This window comes from Sphaerisporangium sp. NBC_01403 (genome assembly GCF_045040145.1).
GTDB lineage: Bacteria > Actinomycetota > Actinomycetes > Streptosporangiales > Streptosporangiaceae > Sphaerisporangium > Sphaerisporangium viridialbum.
Map to the genome: position 1 here is coordinate 3,143,945 of NZ_CP109534.1, position 20,509 is coordinate 3,164,453.

Here is a 20,509-nt window from a genome sequence, read left to right on the forward strand (position 1 = left end):
ATCTTCCCCTGCTCACCGCCTCCGAACTCGGCACGCTCCTGCGGTCGCCCGCACCGGTTATTCCGTGGTCAGGACCACGCGTCCGCGGCCGTGCCCGGATTCGACGTCGCGGTGCGCGTCGGCCGCCTGCGCCAGGGGGTAGGTGCGGCGGATGTGGACGGCGAGCTCGCCGCGCGCCACCAGTTCGGCCAGCTCCGCGCGCCTGGCCGCGGTGTGCCCGGTCCGCACGACGCGGATGCCCAGCTCCTGGGCTCTGCGGTGTTCGGTGAGGGTGAGGATCCGGTCGCGGTCCTGGACGAGGAGCAGGGAGACCTCCAGGGCGTCCCCGCCCGCCCCGTCGAGCGCGGCGTCCACCCCCGCGGGGGCCAGTTCGCGTACGCGGTCCAGCAGGCCGGGGCCGTAGGCGACGGGAAGGGCTCCCAGGGAGCGCAGGTAGTCGTGGTTGTCCTCCCGGGCGGTGCCGATGACGGTGGCTCCGCCTCGCACGCCCAGCTGGACGGCGGCCGACCCCACCCCGCCGGCCGCGGCGTGCACCAGCAGCACCTCTCCGGCGCCGACGGCCAGCTCCCGCAGCGCGGAGTCGGCGGTGTGCGCCGCCGACAGCGCGCCGGCCACCTCCCAGGGCAGGGCGGCGGGCCGGGGGGCGACCTGGCCGGTCTCCACGACCACGTACTCGGCGTGGCCGGAACCCACCGTGAACCCAAGGACGTGCTGCCCTTCGGTGAAACCGGTGACGCCCTCGCCGAGCACGTCGATCACGCCGGCGAACTCGTTGCCGGGGATGCGGGGGAAGCCGGTCGGCGGGCCGGGCGGCGTCCACCCGGCCCGCACCGCGCAGTCGTACGGCTGGACCCCCGCCGCCTTGACCCGTACGCGGACCTGCCCCGGCCCGGGCCGCGGGTCGGGGGGTGAACCTTGGTTGAGGTCAAACCACCGGCCGTACCCGCGGGACCTCAGGGGACGATCGCGGTGGCGGTGATCTCCACCAGCTGCCCGGAGTACCCGAGGAAGGACACGCCGAGCAGCGTCGAGGTGTGCGGGCCGTCCGTCAGCTCCGACGCCTCCACCACCTCCCACACCCGGATCAGATCCTGGTGCTCGGCCGCCGCGACGTACACGGTGCTCGCGACCACGTGCCGCAGGTCGCTCCCGACCGCGCGCAGGGCCGTGGTCAGGTTGGCGAGCACCTGCCGGGCCTGCGCGACAGGATCCCCCGCCCCGACCAGGTTGCCCTCGGCGTCGATGGGCACCGCGCCCGCCATGAACGCGAGCCTCTCCCCCGCCTCGACGACCGCGGCATGGGCGTAGCCGGGGGGCGAGAGCAGATTAGGCACGGTCGTCCGCTGGACCATCGGTCTCCTCCAGGGTGCGAAGCTCCTACGACCGGCCATCATCGAGGGGCCGCTCACCCGGTGTCACCTGGTTTTCCCGCCGCCACGCGGCTCCACCCACACCTGATCCCGCTCACCGGCCACCACCGGCGGCGCGGAAATGTCGGTGGGACCCGGTACGGTCGGCAGGATCATGGCCGAAAGGACTGAGCTGATCGATGCGCCCCGCTGAGCTGAAGCGACTCACCGTCGAGGAGTCCGCCGACCGTTACGTCGAGCTGGTCCGCGCCAAGACCGTAACGGGGGCCCTGTCCCCCGCCACGGCCGAGGTGTACGCGCGCGACGTGGCCACCTTCGTACGGCTGGCCGGCGCCAAGCAGGTGCTCGACGACCTCACCGGTGAGGACGTCGACGCGGTGCTGCTCGCGTTCGCCCGCAAACCCGACGGGCGCCGCTCCTCCCCCGGCGGCGAGTCGCAGAGCCCCTCCTCCCAGTCGCGCTTCCGCAGGTCGGTCTCGGCGTTCTTCAAGTACGCCACCGTGGCGGGCTGGGTCCAGGTCGACCCCATGACGGCCGCCACGGTCACCGCCAAGGAGCGCGGCGGCCTGCGGGCCGAGCGGCGGGCGCTGACCCGCGAGCAGGCCCAGGGGCTCGTCGGGGCCGCCCGGTCGCTCACCGTGGCCGAGCCCGAGGGCGGGCGGCGCGACCAGCGCACCGAGGTGCGTGACGCGCTGATCGTGCTGCTGCTGTCCACGCTCGGCCCCAGGGTGTCCGAGCTGGTGCGGGCCAACGTCGAGGACTTCTACACCAATGACGGCGTGCGCTACTGGCGCATCTTCGGCAAGGGCGGCAAGACCCGCGACGTGCCGCTGCCGAGCGATGTGGCCGAGGTCCTGGACGCCTACCTTTCCGGCAGCCGGCCCGCCACGGCCGAGAAGGCGCTGCTGCTGTCCTGGCGGGGCAGGCGGCTCGCCCGGGGCGACGTGCAGGCGGTGATCGACCGGGTTCAGCGGTGGGTCGATCCCGCGCAGCGGCGTTCGGTGACCCCACACGGGCTGCGGCACACCACCGCCACCCACCTGCTGGCCGACGCGGTCGACATGGACGCCGTGCGCCGGGTGCTCGGGCACAGCGACCTGTCCACTCTGGGCCGCTACCGCGACGAGCTCCCGGGCGAGCTGGAAGTGGCGATGCGCACCCACCCCCTCCTGCGACGCCCCGCCTCCGGCGAGTAGGTGATTGTGCATGATGGGTGGGTGATTTCATCGATTGCGTCTTTCGCGTTGGTTGCCGGGCTGATGACGATCATCCCCGGGCTCGACACCGCCCTGGTGCTGCGGGCGGCGGTCACCGGCGGAAGACGGCAGGCCTTCGCCACCGCTCTCGGGATCAACACCGGCGTGCTCGTCTGGGGCGCCGCGGCGGCAGTGGGGATCTCCGCCCTGCTCACCGCCTCCGAACTCGCCTACACCCTCCTGCGATACGCCGGCGCCGCGTACATGCTCTGGTACGGAGCCGCCATGCTCTGGCGCGCCCGCCACACCGGCCCCGGCTCCGAGCCCACGACCCAGGCGACCACCGAAGGCGGCGCCGCCCGCGCCTGGGCCCGTGGCCTGGCGACCAACCTGCTCAACCCGAAGGTCGGCGTCTTCTACGTCGCCCTGCTCCCCCAGTTCATCCCCGAAGGCGCCCCCCACCTGCTGACAGGCGTCCTGCTCGCGCTGGTGCACAACATCGAGGGCATGGCCTGGTTCACCCTGCTGATCCTCGGCACGGAGCTGGCGCGCGGCCGGCTCGCCGACGCGCGGGTGCGCCGGGCCGTGGACCGGCTCACCGGGGCGGTCCTGATCACCTTCGGCCTGCGCCTGGCCCTGTCCCAGGAGTAGCGCAGGCCGCCGCGCGATCGAGCAGCAACACCCGCTCGCGCTCGTTGCGCGTGAGCGACGCCGCGCGCTCGAACTCCGCGCGGGCCTCCTCCAGCCGCCCCAGCTTGGCCAGAAGATCACCCCGCACGCTCGGCAGCAGGTGGTACCCCTTCAGCGACGGCTCGGAGGTCAGCTCGTCCACCAGCCGCAGCCCCGCCTCCGGCCCGAACGCCATCCCCAGCGCCACCGCGCGGTTCAGCTCCACCACCGGCGAGGGCACCAGCCGGGCCAGCCCCTCGTACAGCACCGCGATGCGCCCCCAGTCGGTCTCCTCCGGAGTGTGCGCCCGCGCGTGGCAGGCGGCGATCGCGGCCTGCACCTCGTACGGCCCGACCGGACCGCCCAGCGCCTGCGCACGCTCCAGCGCCGCCAGCCCCCGGCGGATGAGAAGCCGATCCCAGCGCGTGCGATCCTGGTCGAGCAGCAGCACCGGCTCCCCCGAAGGGTCGACCCGCGCGGCGGACCTCGACGCCTGGATCTCCAGCAGCGCCACCAGCCCGTGCACCTCGGGCTCCTTCGGCATCAGCCCGGCCAGGATTCGCCCCAGGCGCAGCGCCTCCTCACACAGCGCCGGTCGCATCCAGTCGTCGCCGGCGGTCGCGGTGTACCCCTCGTTGAACACCAGGTAGATGACTTCGAGCACCGACGACAGGCGGTCGGGCAGCTCGGCGGCCTGGGGGACCTCGAAGGGGACGCGCGCCTCGGCGAGCGTGCGCTTGGCCCGTACGATCCGCTGCGCGACGGTCGGCTCCCCGACCAGGAACGCCCGCGCGATCTCCTCGGTCTTCAGCCCCCCGAGCAACCTCAGCGTGAGGGCGACCCGCGCCTCGGTGGAGAGCACCGGATGGCACGCGGTGAACACCAGGCGCAGCAGGTCGTCCTCGATGTCGCCGTCCAGGGCGGCGTCCAGGTCGGGCTCGGCGCCCTCCCCCTCGGCCCGCAGCTCGTGGCCCAGCTCTTCGATCTTGCGTTCCAGCCGTTGCTCGCGGCGGATGAGGTCGATGGCGCGGCGCTTGCCGACGGCCATGAGCCAGGCGCCCGGATTGCGTGGGATGCCGGACTCGGGCCACTGCTCCAGCGCGGCGACCAGAGCGTCCTGCGCGAGCTCCTCGGCAAGGCCGACGTCTCGCACGATGCGTGCGAGACCGGCGATCACCCTGGCCGACTCGATCCGCCAGACCGCGTCGATCGCGCTATGTGCATCGGTGGCCGTCACGGCCACCTATCAGAGCATCTCCTCCGGTGAGCTCGCAACACGCTGCCCGCGAGGTGACCCTCGGATGAGCGGTGACAGTTTGGACGTCCCTTCTCCGTACTCGGGTACGGGTGCTCGGCCTCAACTGCAGGCCTGATGACGCTGCCGAGGTTTTGTGCGGTGGGCGGGTGTGGGTTTTCACCCACCCACCGCCTTTACTTTGTAGATTTATAAGTTCGGACGGCCGGAGCCCAGGCGGCGGGGCCGGGTCAGGTGATCGGGGTGGGCATCATCTGGTCGACGAGCGAGGTGGTGTGCTTGGCGTACCGGAACAGCGGGTGGGTCAGCACCTCCTGCAGGAACGCCAGGTCGGTGCAGAGCCCCGCTCCCCTGATGGTGAACTCCTCCAGCGCGCGGTGCGCCCTGGCCAGGGCCTGGTCGCGGGACGGCGCCCAGACCGACACCTTCGCGATCAGCGGGTCGTAGTCCGCCGTGATGCGCAGCCCGGCGGAGGCATGGGTGTCCACGCGCGTGAACGGGCCTCCGGGCGGGACGAACTCCTCGATGAGCCCCGGCGTGGGCAGGAACCCCCGCGCGGGGTCCTCGGCGTTCACCCGGCACTCGATGGCCACGCCCGTGGACACGATGTCGGACTGCCGGTGGGACAGGTGCTGCCCCGCGGCGATGAGCAGCTGCTCGCGCACCAGGTCGATCCCGGTCACCATCTCGGTGATCGGGTGCTCGACCTGCAGCCGGCAGTTGACCTCGATGAAACGGCACGCGCCGCGCTCGTCCAGGACGTACTCGAACGTGCCCGCCCCGACGTACCCCGCCTGAAGGGCCGCGCGCACGGTGATCTCGCCGAGGTGCTCGATGGTCGCCGCGGGAAGGTTGGGAGGAGGCGTCTCCTCGATCAGCTTCTGCCGGCGGCGCTGCACCGAGCAGTCGCGGGCGCCCAGGTGGACGACGTTGCCGTGGCCGTCCGCGAGGACCTGCACCTCGACGTGCCTGGCCGCGTCCAGGTACTTCTCCACGTAGACCCGGGGGTCGCCGAACAGCGCGACCGCCTCGCGGCGGGTGGCGGCGAACGCGCGGGCGAAGTCGCCGGGCTCGTGCACGACGGTCATGGCCCGGCCACCGCCGCCCGCGGAGGCCTTGATCACGACGGGGTAGCCGACGGCGCCGGCAGTCCGGGCGGCCTCGACCGGGCCGCGGGCGGGGCCCGATCCGCCGGGCAGCACGGGCAGCCCGGCCTCGACGGCGAACTCCCGCGCGGAGACCTTGTCGCCGAGCCGGGCGATCACGTGCGCCGGCGGGCCGATCAGGGTGAGCCCGTGGGCCTCGCAGATCTCGGCGAACTCCGCGCTCTCCGACAGGAAGCCGTAGCCGGGGTGGATGGCGTCGGCCCCGGTCTGCAGGGCGGCGGTGACGATCGCGGCCGGGTTGAGGTAGCTGTGCCTGGGTGCCGCCGGTCCGATCTGGATGGACTCGTCGGCCAGGCGCACCGCCGGGGAGTCGCGGTCCACCGTGGAGTGGGCGACGACCGTGCGGATTCCCATCTCGCGGCACGTCCGAAGCACGCGCAGGGCGATCTCGCCCCGGTTGGCGACCAGAACTGTGGTGAACATCGCGCCAGGCTCCAAGCTCCGAGGAAGAAAGGATCAGTGGCCGTCGCAGGGCACGAGCGCCAGCAGCGGCTCCTCGTACTGGACCGGCGAGCCGTCGGTGGCGACGATCTCGCTGACGCGGCCGGGGTGCTCGGCCTGGACGGCGTTCATGAGTTTCATCGCCTCGATGATGCCCACCTGCTGGCCGGCCTCGACGACGTCTCCGATCTCGACGAACGGCGGGGCGCCGGGCTCCTGTGCGCGGTAGAAGGTGCCGACCATGGGCGCGGTGACGAGCACCGTGCCCGCCGTGCCCGGCTCGATGCCGGGCTGGTCGTCGCGCCGCTGGAGCGCGGTGCCGGGCGTGCGGGGCTCCGGGTCGCGGGTCCCTGTGGGCGACCACTCGACCTCGACGGCCAGGGTGGCGGTCGAGACGGTGATCCTGCGCAGGGGCGCGGGGCAGGCCTGGCCGAGCTGGACGGCGTGCCCGGCGACCCAGTCGAGCACCTGCTCGCGCTCGTCGGGGTGTGCGGGTTCGGCTGTCATGCGGTTCCTCCTTCGGCGGCGGCTGTGCCGGGTGCGGTCGTACGAGGTCGCGGGAGCGATGGCGGTGGCGGGCCCGCGAGGGCTAGGCGCGGGTCCCGAAGCGGCGGAAGCGCAGCTTGCGCTCGGCCACCAGTTGAGCGGGTTCGGTCCGCGCGAGCTCGTACAGCGTTCCGGTGACGGCCTGCCTGACCAGGCGGGCGGTGAGCGAGGGATCGCGGTGCGCGCCGCCGTCTGGTTCGGGGATGACGGCGTCGACGATGCCGTGGCGCAGCAGTTCGCGCGCGCCGAGCCGCAGCGCGGCGGCGGCCCGCGGGGCGGCGGTGGCGTCGCGCCACAGGATGGCGGCGCATCCCTCCGGGCTGATCACCGAGTAGACGGCGTCGCCGAGGGCGAGCACCCGGTCGGCCACGCCCAGGGCGAGCGCTCCCCCGCTGCCGCCCTCGCCGGTGACGACGGCGACCACCGGTACGGGGAGGCGGGACATCAGGCGCAGGTTCTCGGCGATGGCGTGGGCCTGGCCGCCCGCCTCGGCCTCGACGCCGGCGTACGCGCCGGGGGTGTCGATGAGGGTGACGATCGGCAGGCCGAGCTTGCCGGCCAGGCGCATGAGCCTGGCGGCCTTGCGGAATCCTGCCGGGGAGCCCATGCCGAAGTCGTGGGCGACGAGTTCGCGGGTGTCGTGACCCTTCTGGTGGCCGATGAGCATGATGGGCACGTCGTCCAGGCGCCCGATGCCGGCCACGATCGCCGGGCAGTCCCCCGAGACGCGGTCGCCGTGCAGTTCGTGGAAGTCCTCCAGCAGGTAGCAGGCGTAGTCCAGGGTGGTGGGGCGTCCGGGGTCGCGGGCCAGGGCGACGGTCTGCCAGGCGTCGCGTTCGGGCAGCTCCTCGGGGCGCAGCACCAGCGGGGGCGCGCTCCCCCGCCAGGCGGCGGGTACGGCCCGGCCGCCGGTGGCCCAGGCGGCGGCCGACAGCAGGTGGGCCAGCAGCGGCCTGAGCTCGGCGCGCCGGCGTACCCCGTCGACCAGGCCTCCGGCGAGCAGGGTCTCGGCGGTCTGGAAGCCTTCGGGCAGTGTCTGCTTGATGGTGCCGGCGATGACCCTGGGCCCGGCGAACCCCATGTGCGCGCCGGGTTCGGCGACGATGACGTCGGCGAGGGTGGCGTAGGAGGCGGCGACGCCCCCGTAGGTGGGGTCGGTGACCAGCGAGACGGTGAGCAGGCCGGCGTCGTCCAGGTCGGCCAGCGCCTGGCTGGTCTTGGCCATCTGCATCAGGGCCAGGGCGCCCTCCTGCATGCGGGCGCCGCCGGAGGCGGTGACGATGGCAAGGGGGGTGCGGGTGGCCAGGGCGTGCTCGGCGGCGGCGGTGACGCGCTCGCCGACGGCGCAGCCGAGGCTGCCGCCCATGAACCCGAAGTCCATGACGGCGGCGACGACCGGGTGGCCGCGGACGGTGGCGGTCCCGCACACGACGGCCTCATCCAGGCCGGTGGCGCGGCGGGTCTGCTCCAGCCGGGTCAGGTAGGGGCGGGTGTCGGTGAACCCGAGCGGGTCGAGCACGGTGGGCGAGGCGCCGAGCGGGCTCATCGAGCCGGGGTCGAGGAGCTGGCGCACCCGTTCTGGGGCGCTGAGCCGGTCGTGGTGCCCGCAGCTGGGGCAGACCCGCAGTTTCCGCTGGTAGTGCTCGCCGTACGTCGGGCCCTCGCAGCCGGGACAGCGGATCCACAGCGAGGAGGAGGGGCCGGCGGTGGTCGCGGTCACGCGACGGCCTTACCGGTGGCCGCGTGGCAGGCGTCTGATCGCATGTGCATTCCTCCTGTGACTCCCGGGGGCGCGCCGGCCGTTGGCGTCGCGCGGCGGGCCTCCTGTCCGGAAACGATCCCTCGGGCCGCTGGTCGATCGGTCGAAGGGCGCTGGAGGCTGTCTGGTCCCGGCGGGGCGGCGGTGGCCGGAGGAGGGGCCGGTGGGGGTGCCCCCCACCACGAACTACCGCCTTTATGCCGAAATTATGTGCTATTTCATATCAAATCGGACGCGGGGTGGGCCGGGTTTAGACGGCCGCACTAGGTAACTCACTATTCGGGAATCCTACGCGAGGTAAAGAATATAGTACTAGACCAGGACTTTTTCGGAGATTTTGTCCTGAGGAGCCATTTTTCCGGAAGTTCCGATAAGCGGGTTCATCTAAATTCGAGAAGTCCACCAGGCGTCGAGGTCACGCCGACGCCGAGCGCCGGTCGGCTTGGACGACGTTGCCGATCATCTGCGGAGATCACATGGAATTCCGGGTTCTGGGTTCGCTGCAAGTCGTCGACGACACCACCGACCTGACACCGAGCGCCGCCAAAGTGCGGGCGGTCCTGGCGATGCTCGTCCTGCGCCACAACCAGATCGTGTCCACCCGCGAGCTGATCGACGAGCTGTGGGGCGAGCGCCCGCCCGCCACCGCGCTGCCCACCTTGCACACCTACGTCTACAAGCTGCGCAAGATGCTCGGCACCACCGGCCCCGCCACGGTCGTCACCAAGCCGTACGGGTACCTGCTGGCCACCTCGCCGGAGACCATCGACGTGTTCCGCTTCGAACGGCTGGTCGCCGACGGCTGGAGCGCGCTGGAGCGCGAGGACCCCGAGCGCGCCACCGAGACCCTCTCCCAGGCCCTGGCCCTGTGGCGGGGGCCCGCCCTGGTCAACCTGGCGGCGGGGGAACTGCTGTCGGCGCAGATCACCCGGCTGGAGGAGAGCCGCCTGCGCGCCCTGCAGCTGCGCCTTACGGCCGACCTGCGGCTGGGCCGCCACCGCGAGCTCATCAGCGAGCTCAAGGAGCTCATCGCCACCTACCCCCTCAACGAGGACTTCTACGCCAAGCTCATGACCGCCCTCTACCAGGTGGGGCGACGTGGCGAGGCACTGGAGGTGTACCAGAACCTGCGCCAGGTGCTCGTCGGGCAGCTCGGCCTGGAGCCCTCCCCCGCCCTGTGCCGCCTGCAGCAGCGCCTGCTGTCGGCCGACCCCGGCCTGGAACAGCCGGGACTGGAGCAGCGCGACCTCGACCCCGGGCCCGAGACCATGCCCCGGCCCGCCGCGCGGGCGGGCGCGGTCAAGCCCGCGCAGCTTCCCGCCGACATCGCCGACTTCGTCGGGCGCGGGGAGGTGGGCGAGCGGATCGCCGCGGTGCTGTCGCGTCCCGCCGAGTCCGGCACCGCCGTAGGGGTGATCTGCGTCAGCGGGATGCCCGGGGTCGGGGAGACGGCCCTGGCCGTCCACGCCGCGCACCGCGCCCGCAGCGGCTTCCCCTCGGGACAGTTCTTCGCCGAGCTGGGCGGCGCGGGCGCCCCTGCCGACCCCGGCGAGGTGCTCGCCGGGTTCCTGCGCGCCGCCGGGGTGCCCCCCGCGGACATCCCCGCGGACCGCGACGAGCGCAGCAAGCTGTTCCGCACCTGGTGCAGCGACCGCCAGGTGCTCATCGTGCTCGACGACGCGAGCAGCGCCGCGCAGATCCAGCCGCTGCTGCCGGGGTCGGCCGGCTGCGCGGTGATCGTCACCAGCAGGTTCGGGCTGCACGGCTTCGCCGGCGCGCAGATGGTGGAGCTGGACCCGCTCAGCCCCGCCGAAGGCCTGGAGCTGCTGGCCAGGATCATCGGCCAGACCCGGCTGGAGAGCGAGCGCGCGGCGGGCGAGCGCATCGTCCGCCTGTGCGGGCGGCTGCCGCTGGCCCTGCGGTGCGCGGGCTCGCGGCTGGCCGCGAGCCAGGGGCTGACGCTGGCGAAGTTCGCCGAGCGGCTGGAGGACCCGCGCACCCGCCTGTCGGACCTGTCGGTCGCGGACCTGGACGTGCGCACGGCCTTCGCCGGCACCTACGACCGGCTGGGCGAGCCGGAGCGGAGCCTGTTCCGGCTGCTCGGCCTGCTGCAGACGCCGTACGTGACGGTGCGGCAGGCGTGCGCGCTGCTGGGGTGCGAGGTCGACCACGCCGAACGGCTGCTCGCCCGGCTCGCCGACTGTTCGCTGCTGAAGGCCCAGGCGGGGTCGCTCGGCGAGCTGCGGTACGCGATCCACGAGCTGGTCAGGCTGTACGCCAGGGAGTGCCTGGACAGGGAGCTGGACACCTACGGCGAGCCCGTGCCGGAACCGCCCGCGCAGGCCCATGTGCCCGCGCCGAGCCTCTCCGGCAACGGGGCCCCGGCGCCGGCCGCGCCCGGCGGCGTCCTGGCAGACCAGGACGCGGAGGAGCGGTCCTTCTCGCTGCTGATGGCGCCCGCCGAGTGCGTCAACGGGAGCGCGGCCCGCGTGCTCGGCCCGTAGGCCCCCTGCGCGGCCCGCCGGGGCTCCGCGGCGGGACCTGGTGGCGCGCTGTGGCGCGGGCTCATCCCGGCACTAGCGCTGCATCAGCGGCAATCCAGACGTTCCGGACACCATGGCGTCTACGGACGAAAGGAGACGTGTGGTGCATCGGACGCTAATCGTGGCGAGGATGGAACCCTCCGAGACGGAGGCGGTTGCCAAGATCTTCGCCGACTCGGACGCGAGCGACCTGCCGCATCTCATCGGGGTGTCGAGGCGCACGCTGTTCCGCTTCCACGACCTGTACTTCCACCTGGTCGAGGCGGACCACGACATCACGCCCAACCTGTACAAGGCGCGCAGCCACCCGCTGTACGGGGAGATCAACCAGCGGCTCAGCGAGCACATCCGGCCCTACGACCCGGGCTGGCGCGAGCCCAAGGACGCCATGGCCGAGCCGTTCTACACCTGGGAGGCGGACGGCCGTGACTGAGAACCGCCTCACCAAGGTCAACGTCGGCGAGGTCGCGCCCAACCGGCGCCGCGGCGGCGACATCCGCGTCCTGCTCAGCCCGAAGACCGTCGGCTCCACCTCCGGCTTCATGGGCGTCGCCTTCCTGCAGCCGGGAGAGCACTTCGTCGAGCACTACCACCCGTACTCCGAGGAGTTCATGTACGTCGTGCGCGGCACGGTCCTCGCGCTCGTCGACGGCGAGCAGGAGATCGTCCTGAACCCCGGCGACGGGCTCATGGTGCCGAAGACCGTCAGGCACCGGATCCAGAACACCGGCGCGGAGGAGGCCTGCATGGTCTTCCACGCCGGCCCCCTGGCCCCGAGGCCCGACCTCGGCCACGTGGACACCGAACCGGCAGCGAACGACGCCGCGGCAGGGAGCCCGCGGTGAACGTCGTGGACACCCGTCCGACCACCCGGCGCCGCACCCGGGCGCGAGGTGGCGCGGGGCGCGTATCGCGCACGCGTCACGACCGCCGGGTCGTCATCACCGGGATCGGCGTCACGGCGCCCGGCGGCATCGGGGTCAAGTCCTTCTGGGACCTGCTCACCGCCGGGCGCACCGCGACGCGCGCCATCACGCTGTTCGACGCCACCGGGTTCCGGTCCCGGATCGCCGCCGAATGCGACTTCGACCCGAGCGCGCACGGGCTGTCCCCGCAGGAGATCCGCCGCATGGACCGCGCCGCCCAGCTCGGCGTGGTCGCCGCGCGCGAGGCGCTGGCCGACAGCGGGCTGACCACGCAGGACGTGCCGCCCGAACGCCTCGGGGTCACCATCGGCAGCGCGGTCGGCTGCACCATGGGCCTGGAGGAGGAGTACGTCGTCCTCAGCGACGGCGGCAGGAACTGGCTCGTCGACCCGGCCTACGGCGTGCCGCAGCTGTACGGGTACATGGTGCCGAGCACCATCGCCACCGAGATCGCCTGGGCCGGCGGGGCCGAGGGCCCGGTGGCGCTCATCTCCACCGGGTGCACCGCCGGGCTGGACTCGGTCGGCCACGGCTACCAGCTCGTCAAAGAGGGCACGGCCCAGGCCGTGGTCGCCGGAGCCGCCGACGCGCCGATCTCACCGATCACCGTCGCCTGCTTCGACGCCATCAAGGCCACCTCGCCCAGCAACGACGAGCCCGAACACGCCTCACGCCCCTTCGACATGAACCGCAACGGCTTCGTGCTCGGCGAGGGCTCCGCGGTGCTGATCCTGGAGGAGCGCGAGGCCGCGCTCCGGCGCGGCGCGCAGGTGTACGCCGAGATCGTCGGGTTCGCCAGCCGCAGCAACGCCTACCACATGACCGGGCTGAAGCCCGACGGCCGCGAGATGGCCGAGGCCATCGGGGCCGCCATGCGCCAGGCGCGGCTGCGTCCCGAGGACGTCGACTACATCAACGCCCACGGGTCGGGCACCCGGCAGAACGACCGCCACGAGACCGCGGCGTTCAAGAGCGCCCTGGGCGAGCGCGCGTACCGGATACCCGTCAGCTCGATCAAATCCATGATCGGGCACTCGCTCGGCGCGATCGGCTCCATCGAGGTCGCCGCCTGCGCGCTGGCCATCAGGAACAACGTCATCCCCCCGACAGCGAACCTGCACACCGCCGACCCCGAATGCGACCTCGACTACGTGCCGCTCACCGCCAGGGAGCGCGACGTGGAGGTGGTCCTCAGCGTGGGCAGCGGGTTCGGCGGGTTCCAGACGGCCATGCTGCTCGCCCGCGACAGGGCCGGGCTCACCGGCCCGGGAGGTGACCGCCATGACTGAGCGGACCGGCGGGCACGGCGCCCGCCCGGTGGTGACCGGCATCGGCGTCGCGGCGCCCAACGGCCTCGGCACGCAGGCCTACTGGTCGGCCACGCTGGACGGCAAGAGCGGCATCGGCCGGATCACCCGCTTCGACTCCGAGCGCTACCCGGTGCGCGTGGCCGGCGAGGTGTCGGAGTTCGACGACACCGAGCACGTGCCGAGCCGCCTTGCCGTGCAGACCGACCACTGGAGCCACCTCGGCCTCACCGCCGCGGACATGGCACTGCGCGACGCGCGGATCGAACCCGGCGAGCTGCCCGAGTACGAGATGGCCGTCGTCACCGCCAGCTCCTCGGGCGGCACCGAGTTCGGCCAGCGCGAGATCGAGAAGCTGTGGAGCCAGGGCCCGGAGTACGTCGGGGTGTACCAGTCCATCGCCTGGTTCTACGCGGCCACCACCGGCCAGATCTCCATCCGGTACGGCATGCGCGGGCCGTGCGGGGTGGTGTGCACCGAGCAGGCCGGCGGGCTGGACGTGGTCGCGCAGGCCAGGCGGCTGCTCCGCCAGGACGCCACCGTGGTGGTGACCGGCGGCACCGACGCCTCGCTGTGCCCGTACGGGCTGGTCGCGCAGATCTCCACCGGCCTGCTCAGCCCGCGCGACGACCCAGAGCGGGCCTACCTGCCCTTCGACGCCGACGCGTGCGGGTATGTGCCGGGCGAGGGCGGGGCCATGCTCATCGTCGAGAGCCACGACGCGGCCCTGGCCCGGGGCGCCCGGCCCTACGGCGCGATCGCCGGGTACGGCGCGACCTTCGACCCCCGCCCCGTGCAGGGCGAGGAGAGCAGGTCCAACCTGCACCGGGCCATCACGCTGGCCCTCAGGGAGGCCGAGGTGACCCCCGACCAGGTGGACGTGGTGTTCGCCGACGCCCTCGGCGTACCCGAGCGCGACCTGGCCGAGGCACGGGCGATCTCCGCGGTCTTCGGCCCCTACGGCGTGCCGGTCACCGCGCCCAAGACCATGACCGGGCGGCTGTACGCCGGCGGCGCGGCGCTCGACGTGGCCACCGCGCTGCTCGCCATCCGCGACGGCGTCATCCCGCCGACCGTGGGAGTACGCGCCGCCGCGCCCGCCTACGAGCTGGACCTGGTCCGCAGCGCGGCCAGGGACGGCCCCGTGCGCAGGGCGCTGGTGCTCGCACGCGGCCACGGAGGGTTCAACGCGGCCCTGCTCGTCACGGACGTCTAGCCCACCCCACCTCGCGATAACGGAGAAACCGACATGACCACATTCACCCTCGACGACATGAGACGCATCATGGGCGGCTGCGCGGGCGTGCCCGACACCGTCGACCTGGCCGACGACATCGGCGAGATGTCGTTCGTCGACCTCGGCTACGACTCGCTCGCGGTGCTGGAGATGGCCGCGCGCATCCAGCAGCAGCTCGGCGTCCGCATCCCCGACGACGCCGTCGACGAGATGAAGACCCCGCAGGCCGCGGTCGACTACGTCAACCGCCGGCTCGCGGCCTGATACCGGAGGAACGTCATGGCAGGACACGCGGACAACGAGATCATCATCGCCAGTCCCATGGACCTTCTGTGGAACATGACCAACGACGTCGAGTCGTGGCCCACGCTGTTCAGCGAGTACTCCGCCTCGGAGATCCTCGAGCAGCGCGGGCCGACCATCAGGTTCCGGCTCACCATGCACCCGGACGCCGACGGCAACGAGTGGAGCTGGGTGTCGGAGCGCACGCCCGACCCGGCCACAAGGACCGTGCGCGCCCACCGGGTCGAACCCGGCTGGTTCAAGTACATGAACCTGTTCTGGGAGTACACGCAGGTGCCCGACGCCGTGCGCATGCGCTGGGTCCAGGACTTCGAGATGAAGCCGGACGCGCCGCTCAGCGACAAGCAGATGACCAAGCGGCTCAACGACAACACCGTGATCCAGATGAACCGGATCCGGCAGCTCGTCGAGGAGGCCGCCGACCAGTCCCCCGTGCGCATGTGACCCCTCGCGACACGACCCCCTTCGACGCAAGAAAGTCCGACGGAAAGAAGAGAGTGGGCATGAACGAGAAGGACAGCGTGTACCGCGTCATGGTCAGGATGCGGATCCACCCGGGCATGGAACGGGACTTCGAGAAGACCTGGCGCGAAGTCGCCGCCACCATCGCCCGCCACCCGGCGAACGTCGGCCAGTCGATGGCCAAGAGCCCAGACGAGGACGGCATCTACTACATCGTCAGCGACTGGGAGAGCGAGGAACGGTTCCACGAGTTCGAGCACAGCGCCGAGCACGCCGCCAACCGCATGCGGCTGGACCCCTACCGCGACTCGGCCGGCACCTCGATGACCCCCATGGTGGTGGCCTCGCGGATGGGACCCCAGCCCGGCCCCGGCCGGGTGCGCGTCGCGCTCTACCTGAACGAGCCGGAGAACGACAGGGGCTCGATCGAGAACGCCTACCACCAGATCAGCACGACCCTGGCGGGCAGGACCGGGCTGCGCGGCAACGAGCTGCTGCGCTCGCTGCGCGACCCGCGCCGGTTCGCCGTGCTGAGCGAGTGGGACGACGTCCCCACCTACCGCGAGTGGGAGCGCAGCCCCGAGCACCTGCCGACCACCTCGCCGCTGGCCAGGTACCACGACAAGGGCCTTGGGATCTTCGGCTCCTACGAGGTCGTGGCCGCCTACTGACCGGCCCGCCCGCCTCCCCGGACGGCGCACGCCGTCCGGGGAGGCCGCTCGCGGCCCGGGGGAGGTCCCGGCCGGCCGCGGGGACTCCTCCCCCGGCCGCGGGAACTCCCCCCGGCCACCCATCCGGTGCGCACGCGCCGGACCGACGACGGAGGTATCCGATGCCCTACGCGATGATCACTTTCCGCATCAAACCCGGACACGAGGAGGAGCTCACCGAGCTGTTCGGCGGCGCCCCGCCGCTGGAGTCGCCGGTCGTCACCGACGAGGACGGCCAGGAGACCGCCCGGCTGCTCGGGACCGGGGTGTTCGTCAAGGACGACGTGCTGGTGCGGCTGGTGCACTACGAGGGCGACTTCGCCGGCATCGCCCGGCACCTCGCCGGCCAGCGGCACGTCCACATCATCGAGGACAAGATCGTGCCGTTCCTGGCCGACGCGCGCGACACCGCCACCTCCGAGGGGTTCGCCGCGTTCTTCCGCAACTCGATGATGCGGTGCGTCACGCAGTCGTCCAGCGAGACCCACCCCACCCGGCTGTGACACCGGCCACGCAAGGCGGACCCGGCGGCGGGCCGGCGCTCGCCGCCGCGCCGGGCCGGGACCCGGGCATGCCACCCGCCGCCCCGGCCCCGCCGCCGCCTGTGAATGGAGTGACCACCATGCCGCACGACGAGAACATCGACGTCCTGGAGGCGGTCGAACGCCAGACCGCCGCCCTGTTCGCGCAGGCCAACCGGCTCGTGGAGTCCCTCGCCGCGCGCGTTGGGCTGGAGGCCGCCCACTTCCGGTGCCTTTCTGTGCTGTGCCGCCAGGGCCCCATGTCGGTGCGCTGCCTGGCCGGGCTGGTGGGGCTCAGCGACGAGGAGGCCGCCGAGGTGGTCGACCACCTGGAGCACGACGGCTACGCCGAGCGCCGCCGCGAGGCCGACGGCCACCGGGTGCTGGTGCACCCCGACCGCGTCGCCCACCGCGCCCGCGTGGAACCCGCGCTCAGAGAGCTGCGTGAGGCCTGGTATCCCCTGGTCAGGCACAGGTGCGACGACCTCGGCCTCCTCGCGGGGTTGATGGCGGAGAGCCGCAGGCTGACCGACCTGTCGATGACGCTTCGCACCCAGCCCGAGGCCTTTACAATGTAGATTAACAACGGCCGGGGGAAGACCGGCCTAAGATCGCACCGTGGACGTGCCCGCCGTACCCGACCCCGGCCTGGGCGCCGTCACGCCCGCCGCCGACCCCTACGTGGTCTACCTCGACGCGCTGGCCAGCGCCGAGTCGCGGCGCACGATGCGCGGCTGCCTCGACCGGGTCGCCCGCGTCATCACCGGCGACCCCGGCGCCACCGGCGCCGGGCAGCCCTGGCACCTGCTGCGCTACGAGCACACGGTGCGCATCCGCACGATCCTCACCGAGCAGGGATGGTCGCCCGCCTATGTCAACAAGCACCTGGTCGCGCTGCGCCGGGTGATGCGCGAGGCCTGGCGGCTCGGCAAGATGAGCGCCGAGGACTACCAGCGCGCCGCCGACCTGCCCACCCTCCAGCACACCCGGCTGCCGACCGGCCATCACGTCCCACCGGAGGTGGTCGGCGCGGCCCTGGCCGTCTGCGACCGCGACGACTCCCCCGCCGGGGTGCGCGACGGCGCGCTGCTGGCCCTGCTGTACTCCACCGGCTGCCGCCGCGCCGAGGTCGCCGGGCTCGCGCTGGCCGACTACGACGTCGCCGCGCGGTCCCTGCGCGTGCGCGGCAAGCGCGACAAGGAACGCCTGGTCTACCTGACGGCGGAGGCGGTGGCCCGCACCGAGGCCTGGCTCGCCGTGCGCGGGCGGGCGGCGGGCGCTCTGTTCGCCCCCATCAGCAGGGCCGGGCGGCTGCGGGCCCCGGGGGGAAGACCCGCCGCGATGACCGGGCAGGCGATCGCCGACATCCTGGCCCGGCGCCTGGCCGCCGCCGGGGCCACCAAGCGGACCCCGCACGACTTCCGGCGTACGTTCATCGGCGAGCTCCTGGACGCGGGAGTCGACCTGGCCACCACCCAGGCGCTGGTCGGCCACGCCTCCCCCGTCACCACCGCGCGCTACGACCGGCGCCCTGAGAGCCGCCGCAGGGAGGCCGTCGACCGGCTGCGGATGCCCGACGCCCGCCCCCTGCGCCCCGGCGGCCCCTGAACCCCACCCGGGCTTCCAGGACCTGAGGCCGCCGCTACGAGCTGACGCCGCCTACGACCCGCGGCGGGCGCGCCAGGCGGCGGCGCTCAGGCGGTACAGCACGTGCGGGCGCAGCGGGCTGCCGGCCGGCGGGCTCGGGTGCTCGAAGTCGTCGCGCGGGTCGCGGGTCATGCCCAGCCGCCGCATGACGGCCTGCGAGCGCACGTTGGCGGGCACCGTCATGGAGACCACCTCCGCCAGCCCCGCCGTCCCGAAACCGTGGTCCAGGGCCGCGGTCGCCGCCTCGGTGGCGTAGCCGTGCCCCCACGCCTCGCGGGCCAGGCGCCAGCCGACCTCCACGGCGGGGGTGAAGTGGGCCTCGAACCGCTGCCACACCAGGCCGGTGAACCCGGCGAACAGCCCGCTCTCGCGCACCTCCACCGCCCACAGCCCGAACCCGTGCTCCTCCAGGCCCGCGGTGATGCGGCCCACCATCGCGTCGCTCTCGCCCCGGCTCAAGGTGGCCGGGAAGTGCTCCATGACCTCGGGGTCGGCGTTCATCTCGGCGAAGGGCGCGAGGTCATCCTCGCGCCAGGGGCGCAGGACGAGCCGCTCGGTCTCCAGCATGGTGCACCATTGTGCCCCCGATGCCCGGTCTCCGCGCGCCGGGAACGGCAGGTCTGGAATAAGAACCTCTGGGAGTGGGTTAGAGTCGAGTAGCCGATGTGATCTGACACTACACATACCGCAGGATGCCCCGCTTCGTTACCGGATGCGGGGCTTTGTCGTATCCGGGCTCTCACAGGCGGTCTCGATTCGATCTCCCCTGCCGAAACTGGTAACCCCAGCCGGTTGGCCGCCCGTCCACCGAGACGACCCGTCCGCCCACCCCTCCGTGGAGCCCCCGTGCGCACCATCGCAGCCTTGGCCACAGCCGCGATCCTGTTATCCGGGTGCGGTAACCCGCCAGATGTCGCCAACCCTCCGCCAGCGCCATCGGAATGGCGTCCGCCCACCCAACCGGCGAGCACTGCGCCACCGGCCTCTCACACCGCGTCCGCGGCAACGCCGTCCGCGACGTCCGATCCCGGGTGCGACATGCCCCAGTTGGCCGACGTCCTGTACGGGGTTGAGCAGGCGTTCAAGCAGGGGGCGTTCGCCCTGAAGGGAACGGCCCAGCTTGACCGAGCAGAGGCTGGCACATGGTGGCTGTTTCTCAGCCGGGTGGAAGACGCGGCGGGGCTCGACATCTACAAGACGACAGTCAAGGCTAGGGACAGTTTGAAGAGCTACCTCGACAGCCCGGCGGGCAGCGCCGAGGCCCGGGTGATGGCATATGCGGTACGGGGCGCGATGGTGACCCTGGCGCGGAGCTGCGGCATTGACGCGGCTTACACCTTCGCCGACGCCTGACCTTACCGGCACGACGAGAGCCCCGGAGCTTCCCCGCACCGGGGCCCTCGCAGGTCAGGGTACCTGCGGCCGGACAGGAGAAAGCCCCGCACCCATCGCCGGGCGCGGGGCTTCGATCGGGTTTACGCCTGTACGCCTTCGAGCCGGGCCACGATGCGGGCGAGCAGATCACGAACCTCGATCTGGCCGGCCTTCAACTCGGCGATGTCGTCGCGCATCAGCGCGGTGTTCCGCTCCAGGGCGGTCAGGGAACGGGTGTGCCCGGCGAGCACCTCGGAATGGGTCACGAGGGTCTCCTTGATCTCCGCGATGTCGTTCTCGACGGTGGACACCCGGTCCTCGATGTAGGGCATGGGGCACAGGATACGGCGCGCGCCCGGCTGGGCGGGGGCACATTGGCCACGCCCTCGACGGTTCGCCCCGCGCCCGGCATGGCGCGCGTCACCGGTTACGACTCACCGAGGGGACGAGTCAGCCAGGCAGGCCGACGACCGGATCAATGGTCAAGTTAGCTCTTCCGGGCCCGTGGAAGACCATAGGAAGACCTTCACAGGCTTTGGTCGATGCCGCACGAACGATTCGCCTGGGACCAGCGGACAAAGGTCTCCGGGAAACTCGTCCTCTTCGTCGATGTACTCCACCCCGTCCTTCCAGTACGGAGGTCGGTAGTGACTTGGCGGGCTATTTGTCGCGGTGGATGCACCTTCCCTCTTGGCGGGCGGCGGCTCGGGCGCACCAGCCAGCGTTTCGGCGAGACCCTGAACCTCGTCGAACTCAAGGCCAACGAAGTACTCCGCCCCGGCTCGAAGGGTCCCCCGGCTGGCGCAGAACGCGAGCAGTTGCCTCTCATAGAGCACAGCCTCGTGCTGGCTACAGGGGGCCGAGCACCATTGCGAGGTGACGCCGATTCCGTGGCGAGCAGCTTCCCGCCGGTGCATCGCCAGGCGAGCCTGGGCATCGGCTGCGCGTCCAACCTTCAGCGTGCCGCTGTCGAAAGCGATCACATAGATCTGACCATGGTTGGACGGGGTGGAGATGGTACGTTCGGGCACGTCAATCCTCCTGCGAAGGGTTGGCCATACCCCGGGACGGTGACCG

Annotated in this window: 23 protein-coding genes; 14 read left to right on the top strand and 9 right to left on the bottom strand. The window is 72.3% G+C overall.

Annotated elements, in window-relative coordinates:
• Nucleotides 1-57: 57 nt before the first annotated feature.
• Nucleotides 58-957 carry an NADP-dependent oxidoreductase gene (locus OG589_RS14325; RefSeq protein ID WP_405152044.1) on the bottom strand — a complete coding sequence of 300 codons (900 nt, stop codon included), beginning with the start codon at nucleotides 955-957 and terminating at the stop codon, nucleotides 58-60.
• On the bottom strand, nucleotides 954-1,352 hold the full coding sequence (locus OG589_RS14330) for a RidA family protein (RefSeq protein WP_405149340.1): 399 nt from the start codon (nucleotides 1,350-1,352) through the stop codon (nucleotides 954-956). Before OG589_RS14330 ends, OG589_RS14325 begins: the two co-directional genes overlap by 4 nt.
• A 197-nt stretch (nucleotides 1,353-1,549) precedes the next feature.
• On the opposite strand from OG589_RS14330, the gene OG589_RS14335 reads away from it, so the two are divergent.
• Both OG589_RS14335 and OG589_RS14340 read left to right on the top strand, forming a co-directional pair.
• Entirely contained in the window at nucleotides 1,550-2,566 is a 1,017-nt protein-coding gene (locus tag OG589_RS14335; RefSeq protein WP_405149342.1) for a tyrosine-type recombinase/integrase, read from the top strand.
• A gap of 63 nt (nucleotides 2,567-2,629) precedes the next feature.
• Entirely contained in the window at nucleotides 2,630-3,217 is a 588-nt protein-coding gene (locus OG589_RS14340) for a LysE family translocator (RefSeq protein ID WP_405149344.1), read from the top strand.
• Here OG589_RS14340 and OG589_RS14345 read toward each other — a convergent pair.
• From OG589_RS14345 to OG589_RS14360, 4 genes are all read right to left on the bottom strand, one after another.
• Nucleotides 3,180-4,472, bottom strand: a complete 1,293-nt coding sequence (locus OG589_RS14345) for an RNA polymerase sigma factor (protein WP_405149345.1) — start codon at nucleotides 4,470-4,472, stop codon at nucleotides 3,180-3,182. The two genes, OG589_RS14340 and OG589_RS14345, sit on opposite strands and share 38 nt — an antisense overlap.
• A 248-nt stretch (nucleotides 4,473-4,720) precedes the next feature.
• Nucleotides 4,721-6,079 carry an acetyl/propionyl/methylcrotonyl-CoA carboxylase subunit alpha gene (locus OG589_RS14350; RefSeq protein WP_405149347.1) on the bottom strand — a complete coding sequence of 453 codons (1,359 nt, stop codon included), beginning with the start codon at nucleotides 6,077-6,079 and terminating at the stop codon, nucleotides 4,721-4,723.
• 33 nt (nucleotides 6,080-6,112) lie between these two features.
• Nucleotides 6,113-6,604, bottom strand: coding sequence for an acetyl-CoA carboxylase biotin carboxyl carrier protein (locus OG589_RS14355; protein ID WP_405149348.1), 492 nt, complete (start codon nucleotides 6,602-6,604; stop codon nucleotides 6,113-6,115).
• 82 nt (nucleotides 6,605-6,686) lie between these two features.
• Nucleotides 6,687-8,363 (bottom strand): acetyl-CoA carboxylase carboxyltransferase subunit alpha, encoded by a 1,677-nt coding sequence (locus OG589_RS14360; RefSeq protein WP_405149350.1) that lies wholly within the window; start codon nucleotides 8,361-8,363, stop codon nucleotides 6,687-6,689.
• Between the two features lie 515 nt (nucleotides 8,364-8,878).
• On the opposite strand from OG589_RS14360, the gene OG589_RS14365 reads away from it, so the two are divergent.
• The 11 genes from OG589_RS14365 to OG589_RS14415 all read left to right on the top strand — a co-directional run bounded on the left by OG589_RS14365 (nucleotide 8,879) and on the right by OG589_RS14415 (nucleotide 18,019).
• A complete protein-coding gene (locus tag OG589_RS14365) occupies nucleotides 8,879-10,906 on the top strand; it encodes an AfsR/SARP family transcriptional regulator (protein ID WP_405149352.1) in 2,028 nt (675 codons plus the stop codon).
• A 142-nt stretch (nucleotides 10,907-11,048) separates the two neighbouring features.
• Complete coding sequence (locus OG589_RS14370; RefSeq protein WP_363916365.1) at nucleotides 11,049-11,378, top strand: TcmI family type II polyketide cyclase; 330 nt, start codon at nucleotides 11,049-11,051, stop codon at nucleotides 11,376-11,378.
• Complete coding sequence (locus OG589_RS14375; protein ID WP_405149354.1) at nucleotides 11,371-11,790, top strand: cupin domain-containing protein; 420 nt, start codon at nucleotides 11,371-11,373, stop codon at nucleotides 11,788-11,790. Before OG589_RS14370 ends, OG589_RS14375 begins: the two co-directional genes overlap by 8 nt.
• Nucleotides 11,787-13,160: a beta-ketoacyl-[acyl-carrier-protein] synthase family protein gene (locus OG589_RS14380; RefSeq protein ID WP_405149355.1), complete on the top strand. Its 1,374-nt coding sequence runs from the start codon at nucleotides 11,787-11,789 to the stop codon at nucleotides 13,158-13,160. The genes OG589_RS14375 and OG589_RS14380 overlap by 4 nt, the downstream gene beginning before the upstream one ends.
• A complete protein-coding gene (locus tag OG589_RS14385; protein ID WP_405149357.1) occupies nucleotides 13,153-14,394 on the top strand; it encodes a ketosynthase chain-length factor in 1,242 nt (413 codons plus the stop codon). The genes OG589_RS14380 and OG589_RS14385 overlap by 8 nt, the downstream gene beginning before the upstream one ends.
• Before the next feature lie 33 nt (nucleotides 14,395-14,427).
• A complete protein-coding gene (locus OG589_RS14390; RefSeq protein ID WP_405149359.1) occupies nucleotides 14,428-14,679 on the top strand; it encodes an acyl carrier protein in 252 nt (83 codons plus the stop codon).
• Nucleotides 14,680-14,694: 15 nt separating this feature from the next.
• Complete coding sequence (locus OG589_RS14395; protein ID WP_405149360.1) at nucleotides 14,695-15,162, top strand: SRPBCC family protein; 468 nt, start codon at nucleotides 14,695-14,697, stop codon at nucleotides 15,160-15,162.
• A gap of 59 nt (nucleotides 15,163-15,221) precedes the next feature.
• Nucleotides 15,222-15,851 carry an antibiotic biosynthesis monooxygenase family protein gene (locus OG589_RS14400; protein WP_405149362.1) on the top strand — a complete coding sequence of 210 codons (630 nt, stop codon included), beginning with the start codon at nucleotides 15,222-15,224 and terminating at the stop codon, nucleotides 15,849-15,851.
• A 161-nt stretch (nucleotides 15,852-16,012) separates the two neighbouring features.
• The gene (locus OG589_RS14405) at nucleotides 16,013-16,393 is read left to right on the top strand and encodes a SchA/CurD-like domain-containing protein (RefSeq protein WP_405149364.1); all 381 of its coding nucleotides are present in this window, start codon (nucleotides 16,013-16,015) and stop codon (nucleotides 16,391-16,393) included.
• Between the two features lie 119 nt (nucleotides 16,394-16,512).
• Nucleotides 16,513-16,989 (top strand): MarR family transcriptional regulator, encoded by a 477-nt coding sequence (locus OG589_RS14410; RefSeq protein WP_405149366.1) that lies wholly within the window; start codon nucleotides 16,513-16,515, stop codon nucleotides 16,987-16,989.
• 40 nt (nucleotides 16,990-17,029) lie between these two features.
• The gene (locus OG589_RS14415) at nucleotides 17,030-18,019 is read left to right on the top strand and encodes a tyrosine-type recombinase/integrase (RefSeq protein ID WP_405149368.1); all 990 of its coding nucleotides are present in this window, start codon (nucleotides 17,030-17,032) and stop codon (nucleotides 18,017-18,019) included.
• Nucleotides 18,020-18,070: 51 nt separating this feature from the next.
• On the opposite strand, the gene OG589_RS14420 is transcribed toward OG589_RS14415, so the two are convergent.
• Nucleotides 18,071-18,625: a GNAT family N-acetyltransferase gene (locus OG589_RS14420; protein ID WP_405149370.1), complete on the bottom strand. Its 555-nt coding sequence runs from the start codon at nucleotides 18,623-18,625 to the stop codon at nucleotides 18,071-18,073.
• A gap of 480 nt (nucleotides 18,626-19,105) precedes the next feature.
• Here OG589_RS14420 and OG589_RS14425 point away from each other — a divergent pair, with 480 nt between their 5' ends.
• The gene (locus OG589_RS14425) at nucleotides 19,106-19,411 is read left to right on the top strand and encodes a hypothetical protein (protein ID WP_405149372.1); all 306 of its coding nucleotides are present in this window, start codon (nucleotides 19,106-19,108) and stop codon (nucleotides 19,409-19,411) included.
• Nucleotides 19,412-19,533: 122 nt separating this feature from the next.
• Here the strand turns inward: OG589_RS14425 and OG589_RS14430 are convergent, their stop codons facing one another.
• Both OG589_RS14430 and OG589_RS14435 read right to left on the bottom strand, forming a co-directional pair.
• Nucleotides 19,534-19,764 carry a hypothetical protein gene (locus OG589_RS14430; RefSeq protein WP_405149374.1) on the bottom strand — a complete coding sequence of 77 codons (231 nt, stop codon included), beginning with the start codon at nucleotides 19,762-19,764 and terminating at the stop codon, nucleotides 19,534-19,536.
• A 150-nt stretch (nucleotides 19,765-19,914) separates the two neighbouring features.
• The gene (locus tag OG589_RS14435; RefSeq protein WP_405149376.1) at nucleotides 19,915-20,463 is read right to left on the bottom strand and encodes a hypothetical protein; all 549 of its coding nucleotides are present in this window, start codon (nucleotides 20,461-20,463) and stop codon (nucleotides 19,915-19,917) included.
• Nucleotides 20,464-20,509: the final 46 nt, after the last annotated feature.